The following is a 26,372-nucleotide window of genomic DNA, read 5'->3' as shown; positions in this document are numbered from 1 at the left end:
TGCCGATCGAGAGTGCGTTGTGAAGATCCGCAGGCAAGTGCGCTTCCCGCCTGCATGCATCGTCCGAGGGGGCGGATCTGGGGGGCGAGTGCGCGGTAACATGGCGGTTCCGCTGCCTTGCCAACCGGAGCCACCATGAAACGCCTGCTCGCCTGGATCTGCGGCCTGTTGTCCGCCATCGGCATCACCGCCTGCGACTACATCAACGTCAAGGAGCTCAAGCCCGGCGTGTCGACCGCGGTGGAGGTGCGCGAGCGCTTCGGTCCACCGCACATGGAGTGGCGCAACGAGGACGGCTCGCTGACCTGGGAATACAGCCGTCAGCCCGAGGGAATCGAGTGTTTCATGATCACCATCGGCCCGGACCAGATCCTGCGCAGCATCGATCAGGTGCTGAACGAAGGCACCTTTGCCAGGGTCGAACGCGGCATGAACGCGGATCAGGTTCGCCGCCTGCTCGGCAAGGCGGCCTCCAGTCAGTTCTTCGCGCTCAAGCAGGAGACGGTGTGGGAATGGAAGATTGACCATGGCGAGGCCAGCGGTGGCGATGCGGTCTTCTTCACCGTCTCCTTCAACACCGACGGACGGGTGACGGGCACGGGGCGATACACGCGCTACCGCGGCCGCTGACGAAGCAGGGAGGCAAGGATGGCAAACAGCAATGGCGGGGCAACCGGCATCGGTGGCAGCCCCATCTCGGCGTGGCCCTGGCCGGTGGCGCGCGCCCTGGCCTGGACGATACTGGCCGTGCTTGTGATGCAGCTGGCCGGTTGCGCCGCATTCGCACCACCGCGCCCATACACGACCGAGGCCGAAGCGCTGGCCGAGCGCGGGGAGCCGACGCGGCGCTGGTCCAACGAGGACGGCACAACCACACTGGAGTATGCGACTCAGCCCAATGGCTGGTCCTGCCTGATGGTCGAGGTGGACGCGGGCGGTGTCGTGCTGCGCCAGTGGGATGCGCTCGCGCCCGAGAACCTGGCACGCGTCGAGCGCGGCATGGACAAGGAGCAGGTCTCGCGCCTGCTCGGCACGCATCGCTCCGAGCAGCGTTTCCGCAACTCCGGTGAAGAGGTGTGGGACTGGAACGTCCGCAATGACGGTCCGGGCATCGCGACCCTGTTCAACGTGCACTTCATCGACGACAAGGTCGTGCGCACCAGCCAGACCTATGTGTACCCGCGCGACGGTGTGCTCTTCGGTGGCTGGGCAGGCTACTACGGCCACCCCTGGGGGTGGGGCATGGGCTGGGGGTATCCGCGCCCGTTCTACCGCCATCCATTTGCGCATCCCTGGTACTGGTAGGGGCGGCGGCGTGTGAGCGTGCTGGTTCCTGCCGATTCCCGCGCGACAGGGTCCCGGGAATTCTCCGAAGAGCTCGCGGCGGGTGCCGCTCCCACGGTGAGCACCCCACCGCTTTCGCGCCAGCATGTCGGCAGCGGCGACCACCCGGTCGCGCTTGCCTCCTTGGCAGTGCCGCGGCACTGCGGCTAGAATCGCAGCCTTGCCGAGGAGCGCTGCGACCCACCGAACCTGTGCGGGCCAGGCTCGGCAACCGATCAACGGCGCTCACAAACCTTCAGCCGGTTTGTGGCGCCGTTCGCTTTTGTGCGTGGCGTTGCCCGGCGACCGTCGAACGACCGAGGACCGACCCATGCAAGCCGATCGCAGTACCGAACTCCGCCAGCTTCTCGCCGACCGCATCCTGATCCTGGATGGCGCGATGGGCACCATGATCCAGCAGGAAAAGCTGGGCGAGGCGGACTACCGCGGCGATCGCTTCCTCGACCACCCGAAGGACCTCAAGGGCAACAACGACCTGCTGGTGCTCACGCGCCCGGACGTGATCGCAGGCATCCACCGCGCCTATCTCGAGGCCGGCGCGGACATCATCGAGACCAACACCTTCAACGCCACCCGCGTGTCGCAGGCCGAATACGGGCTGGAGGCGCTGGCCTACGAACTCAACGTCGAGGGTGCGCGCCTGGTGCGCGAGCTGTGCGACGAATACACCGCGAACAACCCCGCCAAGCCGCGCTACTGTGCCGGCGTGCTCGGGCCGACCTCGCGCACGCTGTCGATCTCGCCGGACGTGAACGATCCCGGCTTCCGCAACATCAGCTTCGATGCGCTTGTCGACGACTACTACGACTCGGCCAAGGCCCTGCTCGAAGGCGGCGCCGACATCCTGCTGATCGAGACGGTGTTCGACACGCTCAACGCCAAGGCCGCGGTGTTCGCGATCGAGAAGCTCTTCGACGATCTCGGCAAGCGCTGGCCGGTGATGATCTCCGGGACCATCACCGATGCCTCCGGCCGCACGCTGTCGGGCCAGACCGCGGAGGCGTTCTGGAATTCGCTCAGCCACGCGCAGCCGATCAGCTTCGGCCTCAACTGCGCGCTCGGCGCCGACCAGCTGCGCCAGTACGTCGAGGAACTGTCCAACGCCTGCGACACCCACGTGTCCGCCCACCCCAACGCCGGCCTGCCCAACCCGCTGTCGCCCACCGGCTACGACGAGACGCCCGAGCACCTCGCCAGCCAGATTCGCGAGTGGGCGCAGAGTGGCCTGGTGAACATCGTCGGCGGCTGCTGCGGCACCACGCCGGCGCACATCGCGGCGATTGCCGAAACCGTTTCAGGCCTCGCGCCGCGCGTCGTGCCCACCATCGAGAAGAAGCTGCGCCTGTCGGGCCTCGAGCCCTTCAACGTCGGCGGCGACGCCCTGTTCGTCAACGTCGGCGAGCGCACCAACGTTACCGGCTCCAAGGCCTTCGCGCGCATGATCCTCGAAGGCCGCTTCGACGACGCGCTCGCGGTGGCGCGCCAGCAGGTCGAGAACGGCGCCCAGGTCATCGACATCAACATGGACGAGGCGATGCTCGATTCGGTCGCCGCCATGGAGCGCTTCTGCAAGCTCATCGCTACCGAGCCCGACATCTCGCGCGTGCCGATCATGCTCGATTCGTCGAAGTGGTCGGTCATCGAGACCGGCCTCAAGTGCATACAGGGCAAGGGCGTGGTCAACTCGATCTCGATGAAGGAGGGCGAGGCCGAGTTCCTGCGCCAGGCGCGGCTCGCGCGCCGCTATGGCGCCGCGGTGATCGTGATGGCCTTCGACGAGCAGGGCCAGGCCGACACCTTCCGCCGCAAGACGGAGATCTGCGAGCGTGCCTACAAGCTGCTGGTCAAGCCCGTTGCCGAAGGCGGCGCCGGCTTCCCGGCCGAAGACATCATCTTCGATCCCAACATATTCGCCATCGCCACCGGCATCGAGGAGCACGACAACTACGCGGTCGACTTCATCAACGCCGTGGCGTGGATCAAGGACAACCTGCCTTACGCCAAGACCTCGGGCGGGGTGTCGAACGTGTCCTTCAGCTTCCGCGGCAACGACCCGGTGCGCGAGGCGATCCACACCGTGTTCCTCTACCACGCGATCAAGGCCGGGCTGTCGATGGGTATCGTCAACGCCGGCCAGCTCGGCGTGTATGACGAGCTCGACCCGGTGCTGCGCGACAAGGTCGAGGACGTGGTGATGAACCGCCGTGCGGGGGCGGGCGAGGCCCTGGTCGAGCTGGCGCAGACGGTGAAGGGCCAGGCCAAGGAGTCCACCCAGGACCTCGCCTGGCGCGCGTGGTCGGTGGAAGAGCGCTTGAGCCACGCACTGGTCAAGGGTATCACCGAGTTCGTCGTCGCCGACACCGAAGAGGTGCGCGCCAAGCTCGAGGCCGAAGGCAAGCCGCCGCTGGCGGTCATCGAAGGCCCGCTGATGGCGGGCATGAGCGTGGTCGGCGACCTCTTCGGCGCAGGCAAGATGTTCCTGCCCCAGGTGGTGAAGTCGGCGCGGGTGATGAAGCAGGCCGTCGCCCACCTCATTCCCTACATCGAGGCCGAGAAGCTGCGCACCGGCGCCAGCAGCAAGGGCCGCATCATCATGGCCACGGTGAAGGGCGACGTGCACGACATCGGCAAGAACATCGTCGGCGTGGTGCTCGGCTGCAACGGCTACGAGGTGATCGACCTCGGCGTGATGGTGCCGGCAGCGAAGATCCTCGAGGCGGCCAAGGAACACGGCGCGCAGGCCATCGGCCTGTCAGGCCTCATCACCCCCTCGCTGGAGGAGATGGCCCACGTTGCCGCCGAGATGAAGCGCCAGGGTTTCGAGGTGCCGCTGCTGATCGGCGGTGCCACCACCAGCCGCAACCACACCGCGATCAAGATCGCGCCGCACTACGACCAGCCGGTGGTGTACGTGCCCGACGCCTCGCGCGCAGTGGGCGTGGTCACCGCACTGCTGTCCGAGGGCCAGAGCGAGGCCTTCAAGGCCGAGGTCGCTGCCGACTACGAGAAGATCCGCGTCCTGCACGCCGGCAAGAAGGGCATGCAGCTGGTCGGCCTCGAGGCAGCGCGTGCCAACGCTTTCCGTACCGATTGGACGGCCGAGCGCGTGGCCGCGTGCAGCACTGCCCACCAGGCCGGATTCACGCCCTACCAGCCGCCGCGTCCCAACATGCTCGGCGTGCAGGCGATCGACGTCGAACTCGGCGAGCTGGCGAGCTATATCGACTGGGGCCCTTTCTTCCAGACCTGGGACCTCGCCGGCCGCTTCCCCGCCATTCTCGATGACGAGGTGGTGGGCGAGACCGCGCGCAACGTGTTCGCGGATGGCAAGGCCATGCTGGACAAGATCGTCGCCGAGAACTGGCTGCAGGCCAAGGCGGTGTTCGGCCTGTTCCCGGCCAACGCGGTCGGTGACGACATTGAGATCTACACCGGCGAGGACCGCAAGCACCTTGCCATGGTGTGGCACGGCCTGCGTCAGCAGCACGAGCGCCCGGCGGGCAAACCGCACTGGTGCCTGACGGACTTCGTCGCACCCAAGGAGTCGGGCGTGCCGGACTGGATCGGCGCCTTCGCGGTGACTGCTGGCCTGGGCATCGAGGCCAAGCTCGCCGAGTTCGAGGCGGCGCACGACGACTACCACGCCATCATGCTCAAGAGCCTGGCCGACCGCCTGGCCGAGGCTTGCGCCGAATGGCTGCATGAGCGCGTGCGCCGGGAATGCTGGGGCTACGCGGCCGATGAGACGCTCGACAACGAGGCGCTGATCGCCGAACAGTACCGCGGCATCCGCCCGGCGCCCGGCTATCCGGCCTGCCCCGACCATACCGTGAAGGGCCCGCTGTTCGAACTGCTCGGCGCGCGCGCGCGTATCGGCATGGATCTCACCGAAAGCTATGCGATGACGCCGGCAGCGGCGGTGAGCGGCTTCTACTTCGCCCACCCCGAGAGCCACTACTTCGCCATCCCGAAGATCGGCCGCGACCAGCTCGAAGACTGGGCGCGCCGCACCGGCATGGATGTGGAGGAGGCGGCGCGCTGGCTGGCGCCCTTGCTTTGATGCGCTGATGGAGAGGCCCGACGCCGTGTCAGGCGGCAGGCGGGTGGGGCTCCAGGCGGGTGCCGAAGACTGTGCTGGGTTCGGGGCGGCCGATCAGGTAGCCCTGGAAGCGATCGCAGCCTGCGGCCGCCAGCATGTCGAACTGCGCCTGCAGTTCGACCCCCTCGGCGATCACGCGCAACTCCATGGTATGGGCGAGGGCGATGATGGTGCGCGCGATCGCCGCGTCGTTGGGGTCCGTCAACACATCGCGGACGAAGGAGCGGTCGATCTTGAGTGCGGTCAGTGGCAGCCGTTTCAGGTAGCTCAGCGACGAGTAGCCGGTGCCGAAGTCGTCGAGGGCAAAGCCGATGCCGAGCGCCCGCAACTGCTGCATGCGCTCGACCACCGTTTCGGTGTCCTCGAGCAGCATGCTCTCGGTGAGCTCGAACTTGATCCAGGCGCCTGGAATGTTGCGGGCGCCGAGTATGTCCGTCACCGTCGCGACGAAATCGGCATGGTGAAACTGGCGCGCGCTGACGTTGATGGCGATCTGGAGCGCGTGCTGCGGATAGGTCGCCGACCACGCCAGCAGTTGATCGCAGGCGGACTCGATCGCCCATGTTCCGAGTGCAATGATCAATCCGCTTTCCTCGGCCACGGGGATGAACTCTGCCGGTGGTACCTGCCCACGCTCGGGGTGACTCCAGCGCATCAGCGCCTCTGCGCCGACCAGCCTGCCGCCGACATCGACCACGGCCTGGTAGTGGAGATGGATCTGGCCCGCTTCCAGGGCGTGGCGCAGATCGGCTTCGAGGCCGGCGCGCGCGCTCAGCTTCACCGCAAGCTCGGGGCCGAAGAAGCTCAGGCAGTTGCGGCCCAGCGCCTTGCTCTGGTACATCGCCATGTCCGCATGCTTGAGCGCGGTTTCGGCAGTCCCTGCTTCCTGGCCGAACAGCACGGCGCCGATGCTGGCGGAGATATCGGCGTTGAACTTGTGTACCTGGTACGAGTGCTCGATCACCTGCAGGATCTTGCGCCCGATCTCGCCCACCTGCTGCCGGGCTTCGTCGTGGTCTTCGCTCAAGTCCTCGAGGATCACGACGAACTCATCGCCGCCCAGGCGGGCGACGGTGTCGCCGCTGCGAACCGCCTGCGAGAGCCGCCGGGCGACCTCGCGCAACAGTTCGTCGCCATGGTCGTGGCCGAGGGTGTCGTTGAGCACCTTGAAGTTGTCGAGATCGAGCAGCAGTAGCGCGCAGTGGCTGGTGCGGCGCCTGCCGGCCTCGAGGACATGGGCGAGACGGTCCATCAGCAGTCGCCGGTTGGGTAGCTGGGTGAGGGGGTCGAAGTAGGCGAGGGCGTGGATGCGATGCTCGGCCGTCTGCAACTCCTCCACCTGCAGTTGCAGCTGACCGGCCTGGGTGGCCAGCGCCGTCTGGTTGCGGCCGAGCAGGGTTCGCATCTCGTCGAGCGTGGTGCTCAGTTGGGCGAGCTCGGCGATGCGCGTACGCAGTGGAGGCGGCCGGGAAAAATCGAGCGCTCCGATGCGCTTGCCCTGCACTGCGAGCATCTCGAGCGGTGCAGCGATAGTGCGTGCCTGCCGCTGCGCGATGACGGCGGCGACGCCGATCAGAATGCCGAGTGTCGCGGCGATGGTGAGCCCGATGAGCGACCATGCCGGCTCGAACTCGCGGGCGGGGGCGAGAGTGAGTACCCACAGGCGCTGCTCGCCCACCTCGTACGGCGTCATTGCCGCGATCCAGTCCTCCCCTTCCGAGTTGAAGCGGCTCGCCGAGAAGCGTGTACGGCCAGCCTGGCGCCACAGCGACAGCGCGTCGTTGATGCTGGGTTGGCCTAGCGCACTGGCGGGGAGCATCAGTGTGCCCAGCCAGTCGCTCTCGGCGATATGGTCGGGGCGGCGTGGCAGCGCCAGCACCAGTTCTCCCTCGGTGAGCACGAGCGTGCTGCCGCTTGCACCGATGCGTGCCTCTCGCGTGCGTGTCGACAGCTCGGCGAGCAGGATGTCGAGACCGATCGCCCCCTGGCTGCCATCGCTCAAGCTGACGGCCTGGGAAACCGTGATACCCGGCTGGCCGGTGGTGTAGAAGGTGTATGGGGGCGTCCAGTAGCGCACGGTGCCTGGGCGGACGGCGCCCTCGTACCAAGGCCGCGAGCGGGCGTCGTAGTCGAGCGTCTGCCAGTGCTCGCTACGATTGCCGGCAACGTCCTCCTCGACGATGAGGTGTTCGCTGCCCGTGCCTGGAAGGTCGGTGCTGCGACTGCGCCACCGACCGTCAGGCAGGCGCAGCAGCATCCAGCCGCGGCCCTCCTCGTTGCCGATCACGATCGAGCTGATGTTGCGGACATGGCTCAGCAGAGGCTTGAAGTAGCGCTCGGCGGCCTGCGTGTCATCGAAGGGTGCTTTCTGTCCTGCAAGCCACTCGGCTGCCGAGGGCAGGATCTGGCTGGGCAATTCGACCGTCTCGCGCAGCGTGTTTTCGACCAGGTCGGCGACGCGGGTGAACTCGCTGGCAGTCAGGCGCTCGTGCAGTGGCAGCACGATGAACCCGACCACGGCAGCCATGACCGCCAGCAGGCCGCCCGTGACGAGCAGCAGCAGGCGTTTGAAGATGACGTCGCGGAGCGTGGCGGGGCGGGACATGCGGATTGCCGGATGAATATGCGGATTCAGTGTTTCTTGTCCCCATTATGGGCGCTGTCGCGCGGAACGTCATGCTGCTTGCGTGCCCGGCAGTGCATCCGGGGCAAACGAACCGATCGACCCGTGGCGCGTGGCTGGCGCCGCTCCTGCGAAGATCCGTCGCGGTGGGTGAGCGAGGGAGCGGACGGGCTCGCGTGTATCATGCGGGTTTGACTTTCCTGGAATGGCTGTCATGCCCACGCTCGAGATCACCGCCGACAACTTCAACGATACGGTCGAACAGAACGCAATCGTGTTCCTCGACTTCTGGGCAGCTTGGTGCGGCCCCTGCCGCAACTTTGCACCCGTATATGAGGCTGCGGCTGAGGCCAATCAGGATATCGTCTTTGGCAAGATCGACACCGAGGCGCAGCAGGATCTTGCCGCCGCATTCCAGATCCGCTCCATCCCCACCATCGCCGTGATCCGCGAGGGTGTCATGGTGTTCCGCGAGTCCGGTGCCTTGCCGGCGAGCGCGCTCGAACAGGTCATTCAGGGCGTGCGCGGCCTCGATATGGAGCAAGTGCGCGCGGAGATTGCAGCCCAGCAGGCAGGCCAGGCTCAGGGCTGACCTGCGCAGCCTGCCGCATCGTCGTTGGGCGATGCGTTGTCGAGAATGGCTTTCATGGCCCGGTGCGACAGCCTGCGTTCGGTGGTGATCGCGTACACCCGCGTGCGTACCTCCGCCATCTCACCGAGGCGCATCACACCATACTGTGCGCGCACGTAGGGTTCGATCATGGTTGGTGCTGCGAACAGCCCGGCACCACCCTGGCCGAAGGCTTTCAGCAGCGCGCTGTCGTCGAACTCGGCGATCACGTCGGGCTGCAACTGGCGCTCCTCGAACCAGCGCAGCATGGCCGCGCGGTGGGCGACGTCCTGACCCGGTAGCAGGAAGGGGGCGCCGTCCAGCATCGCGGGGAAGGTCCCCTGCAGGGTGGGCACCAACTCTGGCGCCGCGAATACCGTGAGCCCGCTTTCGGCGAGCAGGGTGCTGTGGCCGCGCACGCCGACCTCGGCGGGCATGGCGCGGTCGGCGATGATCAGGTCGAGCCGGCGCAGCGCGAGCTCGCCCAGCAGCTCGGTCAGTGGCGCCTCGCGGCACACCAGCCGCCCCGGCCGGTCGACGCGCAGCGCCGGCTCGATCAGGCGGTGGGCCACCGACTTGGGCATGCTGTCCGGGATGCCGATCCGGAACGGCAAGTCGCGGCGCAGCCCGTCGTCGCGCACGATCTCCACCACCTGCTCGCCCAGCGCGAAGATTTCCTCGGCGTGGCCGAGGATGCGCTCGCCCGCTTCGGTGAGTTCGAGCCGGCGACCGGCACGCCGGAACAGGGTCACGCCGAGCGTAGCCTCGAAGGTCGCGAGTTGGGCGCTGATTGAATGCGGTGCCAGGTTCAGCATCCGCGCCGCACCTGCGATCGAGCCCACACGGGCCACCATCCAGAAGTAGCGCAGGTGCTTGAAGTTGAGATCGATATTTGCGTTCGCCATGAGGTTCCATCTAAAAAATCGATTTCTGGCCTAATGATAATCGACTTTTTATGAGAACTGTTCTCCGTTAAGGTCTGGCTCACCTGCAGCACGCAGTGCATTCCGACCGGGAATGTCAGGCGGTTGCAGTGCTTCCGACACCACAGGAGACATCGCCATGCGCCACTACGAAGCCGACAGCACGCCCGCCGCCGCCCGCATCCTCGCCCTGACCGTACTGGCCGACGGCGGCCTGGATCGTGATGAGATTGATGCCGCAATGCGGACGGACCTCGCCCGCCGCCTGGGGATCGGTCAGCTCGAATTCGAACGCATCCTGCGCGAGTATTGCGACGACCTCATGCTGGGTGCGCACTACATGGATGGCATGCGGCTCAGGCTGGCCGACGAGGTTCTCGATCTGGTTCTGGAAGACATCTCCGAACCGGCCCTGCAGCAAGCCTTGCTGCGCGCGATGCAGGACATCGTCAGCGCCGATGGCGTCGAGACGCTCGCCGAGGTCGAGGTTCTCGGGCGCGCACTGGAGAAGTGGGGAATGAAGGCATCCCCTGGAAAACTCAACTGAGCACCGCACGTCCGGCCTGCAGGTCCAACAGGGGGCAGGCCGGGCGCGGGCGGCAGGCATGGAGAGATCATCATGTCGGACAACAGGAACATGCGCGCCTCCGAGCACGACAACCACCTCGGCGAGCGCGTCGACGACCCCCTGATCGACCGCCTGCATTGGGTCATCCGCCAGGCGATCCGCGTGCTCGCGGTGCTGATGGTCGCAGTGATCCTGTGGACGGTAGCCGACGTCGTGCTCGTGCTCTACGAGAAGCTGTCCTCGCCGCCATTCCTGCTGCTCGATCTAAACGACATCTTCGTCGTCTTTGCGGCCTTTCTCGCCGTCCTGATCGCGATCGAGATCTTCGTCAACATCACGCTCTACCTGCGCGACGATGTCATCCACGTCAAGCTGGTGATCGCGACCGCGCTGATGGCGATCGCGCGCAAGGTTATCGTGCTCGACCTCAGTACGCTCGAGCCGATGTACCTGTTCGCCATCGGCGTCATCGTGCTGGCGCTGGGCGTGACCTACTGGATGGTGTCGCTGCGGCCCGACAAGTAAGCGGTCGGGCGCGTACGCTCACTCGAACAGGGCCCCTACGCTCTGGCCGCTGTGGATGCGCTCGATGGCGGCAGCAAAGAGCGGTGCAACATTGAGCACGGTGAGCTTGTCGAGGCGTTTTTCCGCCGGCAGGTTGACGGTGTTGGTGACGACGATGCTGTCGAGCGCGGCGTTGCGCAAGCGTTCGATGGCTGGGCCACACAGCACGCCGTGGGTGGCTGCCGCATGCACGCTCTTCGCGCCTGCCGCCTTGAGCGTGTCGACCGAGGACACCAGTGTGCCGCCGGTGGCGATCTCGTCCTCGAAGATCACCACGTCGCGGCCGGCGACCTCGCCCACCACATAGCCCTGCTTGACCGTGGTGTCCGATACCCGACGCTTGTCGATGATCGCCATCGGGATGCCCAGCTTCTCCGAAAAACGCCCGGCCCGCTTGGCGCCGCCCGCGTCGGTGGCGACCGCGACCATGTTGGACAGGTCATAGCGGTTGCGGAAGTGCTCGACGATGAGCGTCACCGCGGTCAGGTGGTCAACCGGCACGCTGAAAAAGCCGTGCACCTGGTCGGCATGCAGGTCCATGGTGAGCACGCGATCGGCGCCGGCAGTGTGCAGCAGGTCGGCAATGAGACGGCCGGTGATCGAGATGCGTGGCGCGTCCTTCTTGTCCGAGCGTGCGTACGAGTAGTAGGGGATCACGGCGGTGATGCGCTGGGCCGAGGCGCTGCGCAGCGCGTCGAGTGTGATCAGCAACTCCATGATGTGTTCGCTCACCGGTTCGGTGAAGGACTGGAACACGAACACGTCGCGCTCGCGCACGTTGTCCTGGATCTGCACCCGCAGGTTGTCGTTGGAGAAGCGCGAGATGTCCAGTTGCCCGAGCCGCATGCCCAGGCGCTGGCTGATGTCGCAGGCGAGGTCGCGGCTGGCGCTGCAGGCAAAAATCTGGAGTCCGTGCTTGATCATCGTGGCGATTCTCCGGTCGCGTCGGTCCGGGCGTGGCCGCGCGTCTTGGTGTAGTGGGCGGGGTGGCGTTCGCGTTGGGGCGGTGTCCTCCGCAATGCTACGACAAGACGCCCCTGCAGGCTTGCATCGGCGCTTCTTTTGCCACATCGTGGCGAAAAGAACGAGGCGGGGGGAGACAGCAACCGAGCAATCGGCCGCACCCGCCAGGCTGTCGATCGGGCATGGGTGAATCGATGGAGCAGGGGGCTTCCGCGTTGGCGCGGCTGAGGGGGGATTTCTTCGGGGGGCTGACGGCTGGCGTGGTCGCGCTGCCGCTCGCGCTGGCGTTCGGTGTCGCCTCCGGCGCGGGTGCCGCGGCCGGCCTTTACGGCGCGATCGTGCTCGGTCTCGTCGCGGCCCTGCTCGGTGGCACGCGGATGCAGATCTCCGGGCCGACGGGGCCGATGACCGTGGTGTTCGCGTCGGCACTCGTCGCTGTAGGTGGCGATCTCGGCATGGCGATGGCGGCCGTGCTGGTGGGTGGGATCGTGCAGATCGGCCTCGGCCTGGTGCGTGCCGGGGCGCTCGTGCGCTTCATTCCCTACCCGGTGGTGTCCGGTTTCATGAGCGGCATCGGCGTCATCATCATCGCGCTCCAGCTGGCGCCCTTGCTCGGCGCGCTGCCGTCGTCCTCGCCACTGGGGGCGATCCTCGGCCTGCCCGGCGTGCTCGGCGCTTTCAACGGGGAGGCGCTGCTGCTCGGCCTCATGACCCTCGTCATCGTGTTCCGGACACCGATGTCGATCAGCCGCATCGTGCCAGCGCCGCTGGTGGCGCTGCTGGCGATGACCGCGCTGTCCGCCCTCGCCGGCTTCGACGTCGCGGTGATCGGCGAGATCCCGGTCGGTCTGCCCGAGCTTGCGCTGCCCAGCTTCAGCCTGGAGACGTGGACGACCATCCTGGTGCTTGGCATCACGCTCGGCATGCTCGGTTCCATCGACAGCCTGCTGACCTCGCTGGTCGCCGATTCGGTGACACGCACCCGCCACCACTCCAACCGCGAGCTCATCGGCCAGGGCGTCGGCAACATGCTGTGCGCGTTTGCCGGCGGCCTGCCCGGAGCGGGCGCGACCATGCGTACCGTGGTGAACATCAAGTCGGGCGGGCGGGGACGGCTGTCGGGGGTCGTGCACGCGCTGTTCCTGCTCGCCCTGCTGCTCGGGGCCGGTCCGCTCGCGAGCGAGATCCCGCTCGCGGTACTGGCCGGGATCCTGATCAAGGTCGGGGTGGACATCCTCGACTACCGCTTGCTCAAGCTGCTGCGCAGTGCGCCGCGCGCCGACGTCGCGGTGATGGCGGCGGTATTCCTGCTGACTGTGCTGGTGGATCTGATTGTCGCCGTGGCCGCCGGTGTCATGCTGTCGATGGGGCTCATCATCCACCAGCTGGTCGCACAGGCGAGCCTGCGCATCTGGCCGGTGCCGCGCGAGGCCGGCGAGGGCGAGGGAGATCGTGCCGCCGACATGGAAAGCGGCGTGCGCGTGATCGAGGTCGGCGGTCCGTTCTTCTTCGGCTCCACCAGCCAGCTGCTCGACCGTGTGGACCAGGTGATCGGCACCCGGGTCGCGGTGTTCGATTGCAGCCGGGTGCCCTTCATGGACCTGTCGGCGCAGTTCGCACTCGAGGAGATGGTCGATCGCCTGAAGGCGCAGTCGATCGCCGTGCTCGTCGTCGTGCCGCCGGCGATTCATGCCCAGCTGTTGCGCCTGCACGCGCCAAACCTGCCCGCGGCCCTGTTGCGTCACGACCTTGCCGCGGCGCTAGGCGAGGCACGTGCGCTGGTCGCCCCCGCTGCCTAGCCCGGGTAGAGCATGAAGGGCGCGCGCGTCTCGAGCCAGGCCGCCTCGTCGGCGCAGGCAAGGGCGTCGAGGTCCTGTGGGCGTGCGGCGGGGTCGTCCACCCACTCGCGCAATACCGGCGAACCGTTGATGAGGTCGATGGCGAGGCGGTCGAACTCGTATTCGTAGCCGAAGTCGCGCCACAGCGCATAGTCGGGCTGAAGCCTGCGAATGGCCTTGAAGGCCAGCGCCTGCAGCCGCCACGGGCGGAAGGCATGGTGCGCGTAGTGTTCAGGCGCCTCGACATGGATCTGCACGCCGTTGCACAGGCGGCCCGCATGCTTGTGGAAGGTAGGCTCGAACCAGCAGTCTCGCAGCACACAGCCGCGCAGCCACTCGGGTGCGAGGGTACGCATCTCGGCGATCAGTGCGCGTGCGTCGAGATCGGGGGCGCCGAAGATCTCCAGCGGGCGTGTCGTGCCGCGACCTTCGGACAGGGTCGTGCCTTCGAGCATCACGGTGCCGGCATAGCAGCGCGCCATCGACAGGTTGGGCGCGTTCGGGCTGGGGTTGATCCAGCTGCGTTCGCCCAGCGGCCAGCCGTAGCCGGGCGCTGCCTCGGGCTGCCAGCCCTGCATCGGAATCACGCGGCAGTCGACGTCGAGGCCCAGGGTGGCCACGAACCAGTTGGCGAGTTCGCCCATGGTCAGGCCGTGACGCATCGGCAAGGCACCGGCGCCGACGAAGCTCTCCCATCCAGGCTGTAGCGTCGTGCCTTCGACCGGCCGTCCGGCCGGGTTGGGGCGGTCGAGCACCCACACCGACTTGCCATGCTTCGCCGCCTCTTCCAGCACGTAGCGCAGGGTGGTGATGAAGGTATAGATGCGGCAGCCGAGGTCCTGCAGGTCGACCAGCAGCACGTCGAAGCTGTCCATCATCGCCGCGTTCGGCCGGCGCACTTCGCCGTACAGGCTGAACACCGGGACGCCATGCAGCGGGTCGCGATAGTCGGCCGACTCCACCATGTTGTCCTGCTTGTCGCCGCGCAGGCCATGCTGCGGGCCGAAAGCGGCCGATAGCGTGATGTCGGGCAAGGCGCCGAGGGCGTCGAGCGAGTGCTTGAGGTCGCGGGTCACCGATGCCGGGTGAGCGAGCAGGGCGATGCGACGGCCGGCGAGCGGGCGGCGTAGCGCCGGCTCGGCGAGCAAGCGATCGAGGCCGAACTGGATGAATTGGGGCATGCGGATCAGGGCTGGGAGCGCGTTGCGGTGGCCAGCGTGAGGACGAACGTGTCGCGGGCGTGGAAGTCGGGCTGAGCGGGGGCGTGGCGTACCGCCCAATACTCGAGTTGACCGTCCTTGCGTTCAATGACGGCAGCCAGGCTGACCTGGAGGTCGGTGCCCGGCGGCACCGCCGGCAGCAGTCCGGCCGGGACGCGTGCCTCCAGCACCAGGCTGCCCGCGTCGTGGGCGCACTGGATTTCGGGTGCCTGCTCGGCGGCAAAACCGTCGACGCGCTGGCGCCAGCCCTGGAACGCGTACACCGCCCACTGGCCGCTGGGCGAGAAGTTGTACTCGCGGTAGGTCGGCTCTCCGGGCACCCCGAGGAAGACTTCGAAGCAGGTGTGCTGCCATAGGCCGTCGGCCGCGACGGAAGGCTGCGGCGCGGGAACGACGAGGCGGTCGATGCGGCTGTCGTCGAGACGGAACTCGAACACTGCACCGCCTTCCGGTGCGGCATACATGGTGGCGAGCAGGCGGCCGACCGGGCCGCTGCCGGCAACGGCTGCATCTGGGCTGCTGGGGTGGGGGCGCAGGCCTACCGTGATGGTCGGAACCTTGGGGCGCTCTGAGGGGCTGTGGGACACGGTCTTCGGGCAGTGGGCGGCAAAGGCGCAATGTTAGCCGCTGGGCCTGCGCACGGATACAGCCCGCTCCGGGTGTGTCATCGATCACGCTCGGAAACACTTTTCGATGGCCTGGATGTTGCAACGCACAAATCCCTTGTGTAATATCGCACCTGTCTCCTCCACTCTCCTCGTGATGTGGATTCAGGCCCAGGCTCGAAAGTGCCTGGGCCTTTTTTTTACGCCCGGGCAGAGGGTTTCCCCGCTTGAGAAGACGCCTGTTCTCGCGGCAGACTCCGTTTCATGCCCGCGTCGCCACTTGCCATCATCGTCCTTGCCCAGCTGTTCGGCACCTCGCTCTGGTTTTCCGCCAACAGCGCGGGCGGCGATCTCATGCTGGCCTGGGGCCTGAACAGCGCCGACATCGGCCGCCTGACCAACGCGGTCCAGTTCGGCTTCATCGTCGGCACGCTCGTGTTTGCGCTCACCGGCCTGGCCGACCGTTTTGCCGCCAGCCGCATCTTTGCGTGCAGCGCGCTCATCGGCGCCGCGGCCAATGCGGGTTTTGCGTTGTTGGCGCAGGGTCTGGACGAGGGGCTCGCATGGCGTTTTGTCGTCGGCCTGGCACTTGCCGGGGTGTATCCGCTGGGCATGAAGCTGGTGGTGAGCTGGGTGCCGGAACAGGCTGGTGCCGCGCTGGCCTGGCTGGTCGGCATGCTCACGCTGGGGACCGCGCTGCCGCATGGCGTGCGCGCGCTCGACGCCGGCTGGGGTTGGCAGCCCACCATCCTCGTGTCATCGCTGCTGGCGGTGGCGGCAGCGCTCATGATCTGGCGACTTGGCGACGGGCCTCATCTCGTGCGCCGACGCGGCATGCCGCACCTGCGCCTGGGTGAGGTCGTCCTCGCCTTTCGTGCGCCGCGCCTGCGCGCATCTGCGCTGGGCTATTTCGGCCATCAATGGGAACTCTACGCGTTCTGGACGCTGGTGCCACTGCTGGTGACGGCGGCATGGGACGGCAAGGGCGGCGGGTCGGCGTTCGCGTTCGTGGTGATCGGCATCGGCGCTGCGGGTTGCGTGCTCGGCGGCATGCTCAGTCGCCGTGTCGGCAGCGCACGCGTGGCTGCGCTGGCATTGGCCATATCGGCCCTGTGCTGTGCGCTCTATCCGCTGGCGAGCACCGCGCCGGCCGTGCTGGTGGGCGCGCTGATGCTGGTTTGGGGGGCGAGCGTGGTGGCCGATTCACCGCACTTCTCCGCACTTTCTGCGCAGGCTTGCCCGCAGCAGATCGTGGGCAGCGTGCTTGCGCTCCAGAATGCGGTAGGCTATGCATTTACCATGGTGTCCATCGAGCTTGCGACGCGCTTGTGGCCCTTGCTTGGCGATCGCGTCGCGTGGCTGCTCCTGCCCGGGCCGCTGCTCGGCCTGCTGGCGCTCCGGCCGTTGTGGCGACGCGGAGCATTGCGATGAACGAACGCCCCATTCTGGGTATGTTTCGCGCTATGGTTCGAACTCCGACAGGCCGGACCGGCGCACATATGCTTGCTGAGAGATGCATCCCCATCACCTGAGCTCCTTGAGTTCTCGACTGTGGCTCGTCATCGCGCTGGCGGTGCTGCCGCTGTTCGTCATGTTCGTGTTCGACTACCTCGGTCAGCGTGATCTGACGGTCAGTCAGGCCGAGCGCGACATGGCGCGCATGCTCGAGGCGGTGCAGCAGGAAGAGGCAATGGCCCTGCGCGCGGTGCGCAGCACGCTCGGCATCATGGCGAACTCCGACAACCTCGCCAGCCTCGATACCGAGGAGTGCAGCGGGATTGCCTCGCGGCTGCTGTCGACACTGTCCGATTTCAACAATCTGGGGGCTGCACTGCCTGATGGCACGCTGTTCTGCAGTGGCTTGCCGCTGCAGGGCGGGGTCCGGCTCGACGATCGCCAGTGGTTCAAGGACGCGTCCGCCGGCAGCGACATCAGCGCTGGAGAGTATGCCGTCGGTCGTATCTCGGGGCGGCCTTCGATGGTATTCGGCTATCCGCTGCGTGACGGGACGGAGTTGCGCGCGGTGTTGTTCGCATCGCTCTCACTGGCCTGGTTCGACCGCCTGGTTGCGGCCTACCGACTTCCTGAGGGCTGGGAGGCCATCCTGCTCAGCAACGCCGGCGAAGTGATTGCGCGTTATCCGGATGGCCACCCCTGGAAGGGCGTGCGCCTGCCGGAGGAGAAGCATGCCGCTTTCCTCGGCATCAAGACCGCAGCAGGTGGGGTCGGCGAGGTGGAAGGGCTCGAAGGCGCATTGCGCCTGTATGGCGTGCGGGGCGTGAGTTTCGCCGGTGACATGGTCGATGTCGTGATCGGGGCGCCTCTGGGGCGATCCCTGGCCGACGTTGATCGCGCCTTCTCGACACGGGTTGCGCTGCTTGCCCTGGTCGCCCTGATCTCGGCGCTGGCGGCGCGCTACGCCATCCGCGCCCTGATCGAGCGCTGGGCCGGCAGTACCCGCGAAGTGCTCGCGCGCATCGCCGAAGGCGCGCCGGCAAGCTCCATACCGCAGCCATCGGACGTGTTCGAGCTGAGGGCGGTCGAGGAGGGCATCGAGCGCATGGCCGTCGAGCTCGCACGCCGCGAGGCCGAACTGCGCCGGCTGTCGATGGCGGTCGAGCAAAGTCCCGAGAGTGTGGTGATCACCGACCCCCACGGCCGGATCGAATACGTCAATGACGCCTTTTGTCGCGTGACCGGGTATGCGCGTGAAGAACTCATCGGCCAGAACCCTCGCATTCTCAACAAGGGGCGGACGTCCGAGGATACCTACCGCGAGCTGTGGGCGACGATCCTGCGTGGCGAGGTGTGGCGCGGCGAGTTCGACAACGTACGCAAGGACGGCTCCAGCTACACCGAGTTTGCCACGGTCGCACCGATCAAGAGTGCCGACGGCGTCATCACCCATTTCGTTGCGGTGAAGGAGGACATCACCCTGCGCCGGCAGTCCGAGGCCCTGGTGCACCGGCTCGCCTATTACGACGCGCTCACCGAACTGCCCAACCGGGCGCTGATGCGTGACCGCCTGCAGCACGCCGTGTTGTCGAGTGCGCATACCGGTGACTATGCGATGCTGCTGTTGCTCGACATCGACCGCTTCAAGCAGCTCAACGACACGCAGGGCCATGCTGCGGGAGACCGTCTGCTGCAGGCGGTGGCGCGGCGCCTGAGACAGGTCTTGCGTGAGGAAGACACTGCTGCCCGCCAGGGTGATGACGACTTTGCCGTCATCGTCGAGCATCTCGGCCGCGGCAAGGAGGAGGCGCTGATGCGGGCTGAGGGCATTGCCAAGGAGATTCAGGCCGTCCTCGGGGCGCCCTATGACGACCTCGACGACAGCGGTCGTCCGCATTACATGTCCTTCAGCATCGGCATCACGCTGTTCCAGGGGCGCCAGTGGGCGATCGAGAACCTGCTCAAGCAGGTCGAGGTGGCGCTATACATGGCCAAGGAAGAGGGGCGCAACACGACGCGCTTCTTCAGCCCGCAGATGCAGGCACGGGTGCAGGCCCACGCCGAGATGGAAGCTGCGCTGCGCCAGGCCCTGGACGAGGGCGTCTTCCAGTTGTTCTACCAGCCTCAGTTCTGCCGCGACGGCAAACTCGTCGGCGCCGAGGCGCTGGCGCGTTGGCCGGTCGAGGGCGGGCGGATGGTGTCGCCGGCGGATTTCATCCCTGTTGCCGAGGACACTGGCCTGATCGTGCCGCTCGGCGGCTGGGTGCTCGACACCGCCTGCCGGCAGCTGGCGGCGTGGCAGGCGCAGCCGGGTACGCGCACGCTGAGTCTCGCCGTCAATGTAAGCGCGCGCCAGTTCCACCAGCCGGACTTCGTGCTCCAGGTCACGTCTGCGATGCAGCGCCATGGCATCATGCCTTCGGCACTCAAGCTCGAGCTGACCGAGAGCGTGATCCTTGGCGATATTGATGAGACGGTCGCGCGCATGGCGCAGCTGCGGACGCTGGGCGTACGTTTCTCGCTCGACGACTTCGGTACGGGCTACTCTTCGCTGTCCTACCTGCGCCGCCTGCCGCTCGACCAGATCAAGATCGACCAGTCCTTCGTGCGCGACATGCTCGACAATGCCGGCAGCGAGACGATCGTACTTGCCATCCTGGGCATGAGCCGCTCGCTCGGCCTGGAAGTGATCGCCGAGGGCGTGGAGACCGAGGCGCAGCACGCCTTTCTGCTCGAACATGGCTGCCAGCGCTTTCAGGGCTACCTGCTCGGCAAGCCCTTGCCGCTTGCAGCCTGGCCCGCGCACTGGCTGGACAGCTGCGCCGGCGACTGAGTCGTACGCACGCCGCCCCGAACCGCCTGTCTCAAGGAGCGTCATGAAACACCGCATCGTCATCGCCGGGACCTGCCTGCTCACGGGGCTTGCCGGCGTACCCGCCTGCTGGGCGCAGCCGTCGCTGGTGGATGGCGAAGCCATCGTCCTTCGTTGTGGGGGGATCGGTGCCGACGAGTCCACGCGCATGCGCGCCGAAGTATCGATGTACACCCTCACCTTGCTGTACGCCACCGCGGGTGGCGCTTATCTTGCCGATGTCCATACGCGGATCGAGGAGCCTCTGGGCGGCCGTAGTGTCGAGGCCCCCTGCGGCCCTGTTGGCCAGGTGAGCGTGCCCGAGGCCGGGACCTACCGTGTCATCGCCACCCATGAAGGGGTGCGCCAGGAGCATTGGGTGGAACTGCGCCCGGGCGGCGGTGCAACCCTGTCCTTGCGCTGGGTGGATTGAGACGCCGGGAAAGTGCAGCCGCTGTGAGTCTGCTTGGGGAGGGTTGTGGCGTGCCGCCTTCAGACCCTCGCGGCTGGCGCCGCTCCTACGCAGAACCCCGCGCTGCTGCCCTCGCTGTGGGAGCGGCGCCAGCCGCGAGCCTCCCAAGGCGGCGCTCCATGTGGCGCCCTCGATGTCGGGATGCGCCACGCGATTGCCGCGTGTTGAGCCGCAAGCGCCTTATGCAATGCGCGCCAAGCCGCTAAACTCGCGTCCTTTGTCCAGTTTCAGCCGGAGCCAGCCATGACTGTGCAGCGCGTCCTCACCGGGATCACCACCTCGGGCACCCCCCACCTCGGCAACTACGCCGGCGCCATCAGGCCGGCGATCGCCGCCAGCCGCCACCCGGGGGTGGAGAGCTTCTATTTCCTGGCCGACTATCATGCGCTGATCAAGACGACCGACCCGCTGCGCGTGCAGCGCTCGACCCTGGAGATTGCCGCCACCTGGCTCGCCGCCGGGCTCGACACCGATCGCGTGTGGTTCTACCGCCAGTCGGACATCCCCGAGATCCCCGAACTGGCCTGGTTGCTCACCTGCATTGCCGGCAAGGGCCTGCTCAACCGCGCCCACGCCTACAAGGCCGCAGTCGACAAGAACACCGCTGATGGCCTGGACCCCGATGCCGGCGTCAACATGGGTCTCTACATGTACCCGGTGCTGATGGCGGCAGACATCCTGATGTTCAAGGCGCATTCCGTTCCGGTCGGCCGCGACCAGATCCAGCACATCGAGATGGCGCGCGACATCGCCGGCAGTTTCAACCACCTCTACGGCGAGCACTTCGTGCTGCCCGAGGCGGCGATCGATGCCTCGGTGGCGACGCTGCCCGGCCTGGACGGGCGCAAGATGAGCAAGAGCTACGACAACACCATCCCGCTGTTCGCGCCCACGGCCGAGCTCAGGAAGCTCGTGTTCTCGATCGTCACCGATTCGCGGGCCCCCGGCGAACCGAAGGACGCTGACGGCTCCGCCCTGTTCGAGCTCTATCAGGCCTTCTCCCGGCCAGAGGAGGCGCGGGCGATGCGCACGGCCTTCGAGGAGGGGATCGCCTGGGGCGAGGCCAAGCAGGCGCTGTTCGACAAGATCGAGGCCACGGTGGCGCCGATGCGTGCACGCTACGAGGAGCTGATCGCCGACCCGGCACAGATCGAGAAGCACCTGCTCGAGGGCGCCGCCAAGGCGCGCGCGATCGCCACCCCCTTCATCGCCGAACTGCGTCACGCCGTCGGCCTGCGCCGGCTCACGACGATGGCCCAGCCCGCCAAGGCCGCCAAGGCCAAGGCGACTACCCAGCCCCAGTTCAAGCAGTACCGCGAGGGCGACGGCCGCTTCCACTTCAAGCTCGTCGCTGCCGACGGCGCCACCCTGGTCGTCAGCGAGGGTTTCGCAACGCCGCGCGAGGCCGGCGCGCTCGTGACCTATCTCAAGCAGGGGGGCGAGTTCGAGGTCGCAGGCGACGGCGTGTTCGTCAGCGGTGAGCGCGTGGCCGCGCTTGTCGGCGGCTGCGCGGCGACCGGGCTGCGTGCTGTGCTCGCGAGCTTCGCCGAGTGATACGTAGCGCGGCGGCGCTCGGGTGAGGGGGCTGTCCAGAAGCGGTGGTTTGGTGGCCATGGGCGGTGTGGCGCAGCTGTAACAGTGTGCTTTCCCGGCCTTGAAATCGGGATAATTGGTGCGATGCAATATCCTGCCCCTCAGCCGTGAAGCGCCGCCCACCGAAAGCCAACAAAGCCCCTCAGTCCGCACGCGCACCCGCCCTGGCGCCAGCGCCGATGTCGTCCGCGCCGGCGCAGGAACCGGCGCCCGCCGCGCGCCGGCGGCGCCCCTGGCGCTTGTTTGGTGCGGCGGCCTTCCTGCTGCTTGTCGTCGCCCTGGTCGCGGGCGGCATCCTGCTTCGCCACGAGCTCGACACCTCCCGCCTGCAGGCACGCGAGATCGCGCGCTTTGCCGCCCGCCTGGACTACGAACGCATTGCGGGGCCGAGTGAGGCCGTGCTGTATCCGCAGCATGGCCCCTTCGATCAGCGCTTGGGCTACACCGAACTGCCACGCTTCATCGAACGCCTGGGTGCGCGCGGCTTCGCGCTCACCACACAGACGCGCTTCAGCGATGCCCTGCTCGATTACGTCGGCCAGGGTTTCTTCCCGCCCTATCGCGAGAAGGCGCGCGCCGGGCTCGACGTGCTCGACTGCCGCGGCGACGCGCTGTACGACTTCCGCTATCCCTACCGTGGCTACGCCAGCTTCGAGGCGGTGCCGCCAGTCGTCGCCGAGGCGCTGCTGTTCATCGAGAACCGCGGCCTGCTCGACGAGTCGCGGCCGCTGCTCAATCCGGCGGTGGATTGGGTGCGCTTTGCGCGTGCCGCCCTCGGCCAGCTCGGCCGCATGGTCAGCGCCGACCTCGACGCGCCTGGCGGCAGCACGCTGGCGACGCAGATCGAGAAGTACCGCCACTCGCCCGACGGCATCACCCACGATGCGCGCGAGAAGCTGCGCCAGATGGTGTCGGCCAGTGTGCGCGCCTACCGCGAGGGTGAGCACACCCTGCCGGTGCGCCGCCAGCTCGTGCTCGACTACCTCAACACCGTGCCGCTGTCGGCGGCGCCCGGCCATGGCGAGGTCAACGGCGTGGGCGATGGGTTGTGGGTGTGGTTCGCGAGCGATTTCGAGCGCGTCAATGCGCTGCTGTCCGCGCCTGAGGCGCTGGACGAGCCCGAGACACTGCAAGCCCAGGGCATGGCGCTGCGCCAGATGGTGGCGCTGATGATCGCCCATCGTCGCCCGTCGTGGTACCTGATGGGTGGGCGCGAGGTGCTCACCCGCACCACCGACGCCTACCTGCGCCTGCTCGCCGAGGCCGGCACGATCAGCGCCGCACTGCGCGACGCGGCGCTGGCGCAGCCCCTGGTGTACCGCGACCTGCGCGCCAACCCACCGCTGCGCCCGGCCAACCCGGGCAAGGGCACGACCGCCGTCCGCGCGCGCCTGGCCGGCATGCTCGGCACCTCGCTGTACAGCCTGGACCGGCTCGATGCCGAGGTGGATACCACGCTGCACGCCGGGCTGCAGCAGGCCGTCAGCGGCTACCTTGGCCGCCTGTCCGAACCGGCCTTCGCGCGCAGCCAGGGCCTGCTTGCCGACCGCATGCTGAACCCCGCCACGCTCGGCGCCGTGCGCTACAGCTTCACCCTGGTCGAGCGCACACCCGGTGGCAACCGTGTGCGCGTGCAGACCGATACCACCGACCAGCCCCTCGACATCAACGAAGGCAGCAAGCTCGAGCTTGGCTCCACCGCCAAGCTGCGCGTGCTCACCACCTATCTCGAAATCGTTGCTGAGCTGCATGGCCGCCTGGCCGAGCTCGATGTGCCGGCGTTGCGCCGTGTCGAGGTTGACCGCCAGGACAACCTCACGCGCTGGGCGATCGACTATCTCGCCACGGCCCCAGACCGCAGCCTGCCGCTGATGCTCGAGGCCGCGCTCGAACGCCGCTTCTCGGCCAATCCGGGCGAGGGCTTCTTCACCGGCGGCGGGCGGCATACCTTCGGCAACTTCAACAGCAGCGACAACCTGCGCGAGCCCACCTTGCGCGAAGCGCTGCAGGCCTCGATCAACCTGCCCTTCGTGCGCCTGATGCGCGAGATCGTGCGCCACACCATGTACCAGGTGCCCGGCAGTACCGCGCGCCTGCTCGAGGACAATGACGACCCGCGCCGCATGGAATACCTCGCCCGCTTTGCCGATCGCGAGGGGCAGACCTTCCTGCGCCGCTTCTGGCGCAAGTACCAGGGCCGTACGCCGGAGGAAATGCGCACGATGCTGCTCGACGGCCTGCGTCCCACCGCCGAGCGCCTGGCCGCGGTGTACCGCTATCTCGAGCCCGAGGCGCCGCCCGAGGCGCTGGCGACCTTCCTCGCCCAGCGCCTGGGCGATGCCCGCCTCACCGAGGGACGGGTCGCCCAGCTTTACAGTCGCCATGCGCCCGAGGCCTGGGACCTGCCTGACCGCGGCTACGTCGCCCGTGTCCATCCGCTCGAGCTGTGGCTGGTCGCCCACCGCCTGCGCAACCCGGACGGCACCTTTGCCGAGGCCGTGGCCGCAAGCGCCGAAGAGCGCCAGGAGGTGTACCGCTGGCTGTTCCGCACGCGCTCGCGCAGCGCCCAGGACGTGCGCATCTTCACCATGCTCGAGGTCGAGGCCTTCCTCGACATTCATCGCCGCTGGGCGCGGCTGGGCTACCCCTTCGGCCACCTCGTGCCCTCGCTGGCCACCGCGCTCGGCAGCTCGGGCGACCGTCCGGCGGCGCTCGCCGAGCTCATGGGCATCATCGTCAATGATGGTGTGCGGCTGCCGACGCAGCGCATCGACCGCGTGCGCTTCGCCGTCGACACCCCTTACGAGACCGGTTTTGCGGTGCGGCCCTCGGCAGGGGACCAGGTCATGCCGGTGGAAGTCGCCGCGGCCTTGCGCGGCGCACTGTCCGAGGTCGTCGAGGGCGGCACGGCGCGCCGCCTGGCGGGCACCTTCCGCCTCGCCGACGGCAGCGAGCTCGCGCTGGGTGGCAAGACCGGCACCGGCGACAACCGCATCGTCGTCGGCGGCCGTGCCGGTGTGGCGCTCAATCGTACGGCCACCTTCGTCTTCTACCTGGGGCCGCGCCACTTCGGCTCGCTCACCGCCTACGTGATCGGGCCCAACGCGGCGTCCTACCGTTTCACGTCGGCGCTGCCGGTGCAGATCCTCAAGTCGATGGCACCGGTGCTGCTGCCTCACCTGGAGTCTGAGCCCGAACTGGCGTGCGCGCCTGTCGACGATCTGGCGCTGCCGGCTCCTGCCGTGCCTGCGCCCGATGACGCCACGACAGCGGACAGCGTTGCGCCCCGCGAAAGTGAGGCGCTGGACGGGGAGGCTTTGCACGATGAGGATGGGCTGCGGGAGGATGACTCGAGCCTGCCCGTCAATGGCGATGACACGGCGCCGCCCGCCGACTACGAGGCGCCCGAGCCCGACCCGCCGACGCTCGCCCCCGAGGGGGACGAGGGCGTGACTGCGGCGCCAGGCCTCACCGATGCCGCCGACTACGAACCCACCCGCCTGCGCGTCGGTCGCATCGGAGGTGCCGAGCTCAGCGCCGCGCCGCAGTCAGCCGGGCTTGCGCCGTCCGGTTCAGCTCCGGCGCCCGCGCCTGCAGGAAGCGCAGGAAGGCTGCAGCGAGGGGGCTGAGGCGCTTGCCGGCAGGGTAGACCACCTGCCATTGCGACATCACCGGTGTGTCGACGACCTGTAGCACGGCGATGCCTTCGTCCGCAGCGTGTGCCAGCGCATGGGCTGACAGCACCGACAGCCCCAGCCCGCCCGCGACGGCCTGCTTCACCGCCTCGTTGCTACCCAGCTCGAGGCGGGGGCGCAGCGCCATGTCGTGTGCAGCGAAGAAGTGTTCCGCCGCTTGCCGCGTGCCCGAACCCTGTTCGCGCAGCACGAATTCCTCATCCTCCAGCGCACGCACGGCGATGTCGATGCGCCCGGCAAGAGCGTGGTGGGTCGGGGCGATCACCACCAGCGGGTTGCTCAGGAAAGGGGTCGCCACCACCACGGGCACCTCCGGCGGCCGGCTCATGATGTAGAGGTCGTCCAGGTTGTCGGCGAGGCGGCGGACCACCGCATCGCGGTTGAGCACCACCAGCGACACCTCGACCGCCGGCCGCTCGCGGCGGAAGTCGCCCAGCAGGCGCGGGATGAAGGTCTCCGCGGTGCTCACCACGGCCAGGCGCAGGCGGCCGACCACGTCGCCGCGCAGTTCGGCGAGCGTCTCGTCGAGGTTTTCCAGCTCCTGCTCGACACGCTGCGCGGCACCCACCACGGCATCGCCCGCTGTGGTCAGGTGCAGGCGGCGTCCGACACGCTCGAACAGGGGCAAGCCGACCTGCTCGGACAACTGGCGAAGCTGCCCCGACAGCGTGGGCTGGGTCAGGTGCAGGCGCTGGGCCGCACGCGTGACGCTGCCTTCGCGCGACACGGCGAGCAGCAGGCGGAGCTGGTGGAGGGTGAGACGCATGGCTGAGGTGACCGGCGCAGTAGCATAGATAAAACACTATGTTAAACCTAAAAAGATACGATTTTTATCCATGTGTGCACTGCGGCAGAATGTGTCCGCTCGCTGCCTCTCGCCAGGTGAGGCGGGCCGCAGCCCAGATCACCAGGATGCACGCGCAGCGAGCATCTCCACAGGAAGCCTCAA

At 67.6% G+C, this 26,372-nt stretch carries 18 protein-coding genes and 1 riboswitch; of the genes, 12 read left to right on the top strand and 6 right to left on the bottom strand.

All coding sequences use genetic code 11. From position 1 onward, the window contains the following. Positions 1-135: 135 nt before the first annotated feature. The 3 genes from P7F68_RS06370 to metH all read left to right on the top strand — a co-directional run bounded on the left by P7F68_RS06370 (position 136) and on the right by metH (position 5,404). On the top strand, positions 136-630 hold the full coding sequence (locus tag P7F68_RS06370) for a hypothetical protein (RefSeq protein ID WP_002928792.1): 495 nt from the start codon (positions 136-138) through the stop codon (positions 628-630). An 18-nt stretch (positions 631-648) separates the two neighbouring features. Further along, positions 649-1,305, top strand: coding sequence for a hypothetical protein (locus P7F68_RS06365; protein ID WP_277831641.1), 657 nt, complete (start codon positions 649-651; stop codon positions 1,303-1,305). 198 nt (positions 1,306-1,503) lie between these two features. Next, a riboswitch (S-adenosyl-L-homocysteine riboswitch) is annotated at positions 1,504-1,578 on the top strand. Positions 1,579-1,654: 76 nt separating this feature from the next. Next, positions 1,655-5,404 carry a methionine synthase gene (metH, locus tag P7F68_RS06360; protein ID WP_277831639.1) on the top strand — a complete coding sequence of 1,250 codons (3,750 nt, stop codon included), beginning with the start codon at positions 1,655-1,657 and terminating at the stop codon, positions 5,402-5,404. A 28-nt stretch (positions 5,405-5,432) separates the two neighbouring features. On the opposite strand, the gene P7F68_RS06355 is transcribed toward metH, so the two are convergent. Next, positions 5,433-8,048 carry a bifunctional diguanylate cyclase/phosphodiesterase gene (locus P7F68_RS06355; protein ID WP_002937921.1) on the bottom strand — a complete coding sequence of 872 codons (2,616 nt, stop codon included), beginning with the start codon at positions 8,046-8,048 and terminating at the stop codon, positions 5,433-5,435. Between the two features lie 232 nt (positions 8,049-8,280). Here P7F68_RS06355 and trxA point away from each other — a divergent pair, with 232 nt between their 5' ends. After that, the gene (trxA, locus tag P7F68_RS06350) at positions 8,281-8,658 is read left to right on the top strand and encodes a thioredoxin (RefSeq protein WP_002937918.1); all 378 of its coding nucleotides are present in this window, start codon (positions 8,281-8,283) and stop codon (positions 8,656-8,658) included. On the opposite strand, the gene P7F68_RS06345 is transcribed toward trxA, so the two are convergent. Beyond that, entirely contained in the window at positions 8,649-9,581 is a 933-nt protein-coding gene (locus P7F68_RS06345) for a LysR family transcriptional regulator (protein ID WP_277831634.1), read from the bottom strand. The two genes, trxA and P7F68_RS06345, sit on opposite strands and share 10 nt — an antisense overlap. 157 nt (positions 9,582-9,738) lie before the next feature. On the opposite strand from P7F68_RS06345, the gene P7F68_RS06340 reads away from it, so the two are divergent. Continuing rightward, on the top strand, positions 9,739-10,146 hold the full coding sequence (locus tag P7F68_RS06340; protein WP_002937905.1) for a hypothetical protein: 408 nt from the start codon (positions 9,739-9,741) through the stop codon (positions 10,144-10,146). Positions 10,147-10,218: 72 nt separating this feature from the next. Next, positions 10,219-10,692, top strand: a complete 474-nt coding sequence (locus P7F68_RS06335; protein ID WP_002928808.1) for a phosphate-starvation-inducible PsiE family protein — start codon at positions 10,219-10,221, stop codon at positions 10,690-10,692. An 18-nt stretch (positions 10,693-10,710) separates the two neighbouring features. Here the strand turns inward: P7F68_RS06335 and P7F68_RS06330 are convergent, their stop codons facing one another. Next, positions 10,711-11,655, bottom strand: a complete 945-nt coding sequence (locus P7F68_RS06330) for a ribose-phosphate diphosphokinase (RefSeq protein ID WP_002928812.1) — start codon at positions 11,653-11,655, stop codon at positions 10,711-10,713. A gap of 221 nt (positions 11,656-11,876) precedes the next feature. Between P7F68_RS06330 and P7F68_RS06325 the strand changes: the two genes are divergently transcribed. Next, complete coding sequence (locus P7F68_RS06325) at positions 11,877-13,493, top strand: SulP family inorganic anion transporter (RefSeq protein WP_277831628.1); 1,617 nt, start codon at positions 11,877-11,879, stop codon at positions 13,491-13,493. Here P7F68_RS06325 and P7F68_RS06320 read toward each other — a convergent pair. Together P7F68_RS06320 and P7F68_RS06315 are read right to left on the bottom strand one after the other, a co-directional pair. Continuing rightward, positions 13,490-14,713, bottom strand: coding sequence for an exo-beta-N-acetylmuramidase NamZ family protein (locus P7F68_RS06320; RefSeq protein WP_277831626.1), 1,224 nt, complete (start codon positions 14,711-14,713; stop codon positions 13,490-13,492). The genes P7F68_RS06325 and P7F68_RS06320 overlap by 4 nt on opposite strands. A 5-nt stretch (positions 14,714-14,718) precedes the next feature. Further along, positions 14,719-15,339, bottom strand: coding sequence for a DOMON-like domain-containing protein (locus P7F68_RS06315; RefSeq protein WP_277831624.1), 621 nt, complete (start codon positions 15,337-15,339; stop codon positions 14,719-14,721). Between the two features lie 282 nt (positions 15,340-15,621). Here P7F68_RS06315 and P7F68_RS06310 point away from each other — a divergent pair, with 282 nt between their 5' ends. The 5 genes from P7F68_RS06310 (at position 15,622) to P7F68_RS06290 (ending at position 25,357) form a co-directional block, all read left to right on the top strand. Then, the gene (locus tag P7F68_RS06310) at positions 15,622-16,788 is read left to right on the top strand and encodes an MFS transporter (RefSeq protein WP_277831622.1); all 1,167 of its coding nucleotides are present in this window, start codon (positions 15,622-15,624) and stop codon (positions 16,786-16,788) included. A gap of 82 nt (positions 16,789-16,870) precedes the next feature. Next, positions 16,871-19,645, top strand: coding sequence for a bifunctional diguanylate cyclase/phosphodiesterase (locus P7F68_RS06305; RefSeq protein ID WP_277831620.1), 2,775 nt, complete (start codon positions 16,871-16,873; stop codon positions 19,643-19,645). Positions 19,646-19,688: 43 nt separating this feature from the next. Then, positions 19,689-20,096, top strand: coding sequence for a hypothetical protein (locus P7F68_RS06300; RefSeq protein ID WP_277831618.1), 408 nt, complete (start codon positions 19,689-19,691; stop codon positions 20,094-20,096). Between the two features lie 282 nt (positions 20,097-20,378). After that, on the top strand, positions 20,379-21,689 hold the full coding sequence (locus P7F68_RS06295; RefSeq protein ID WP_002937891.1) for a tryptophan--tRNA ligase: 1,311 nt from the start codon (positions 20,379-20,381) through the stop codon (positions 21,687-21,689). Between the two features lie 218 nt (positions 21,690-21,907). Then, positions 21,908-25,357 carry a transglycosylase domain-containing protein gene (locus P7F68_RS06290; RefSeq protein ID WP_277831615.1) on the top strand — a complete coding sequence of 1,150 codons (3,450 nt, stop codon included), beginning with the start codon at positions 21,908-21,910 and terminating at the stop codon, positions 25,355-25,357. On the opposite strand, the gene P7F68_RS06285 is transcribed toward P7F68_RS06290, so the two are convergent. Continuing rightward, positions 25,260-26,189, bottom strand: coding sequence for a LysR family transcriptional regulator (locus P7F68_RS06285; RefSeq protein ID WP_002937887.1), 930 nt, complete (start codon positions 26,187-26,189; stop codon positions 25,260-25,262). The two genes, P7F68_RS06290 and P7F68_RS06285, sit on opposite strands and share 98 nt — an antisense overlap. Positions 26,190-26,372 lie beyond the last annotated feature (183 nt).

The sequence above is a fragment of the Thauera mechernichensis genome, from assembly GCF_029588855.1.
GTDB lineage: Bacteria > Pseudomonadota > Gammaproteobacteria > Burkholderiales > Rhodocyclaceae > Thauera > Thauera mechernichensis.
The sequence above is the reverse complement of the archived record's forward strand: the minus strand, read 5'-3'. Positions and strand labels throughout refer to the sequence as shown.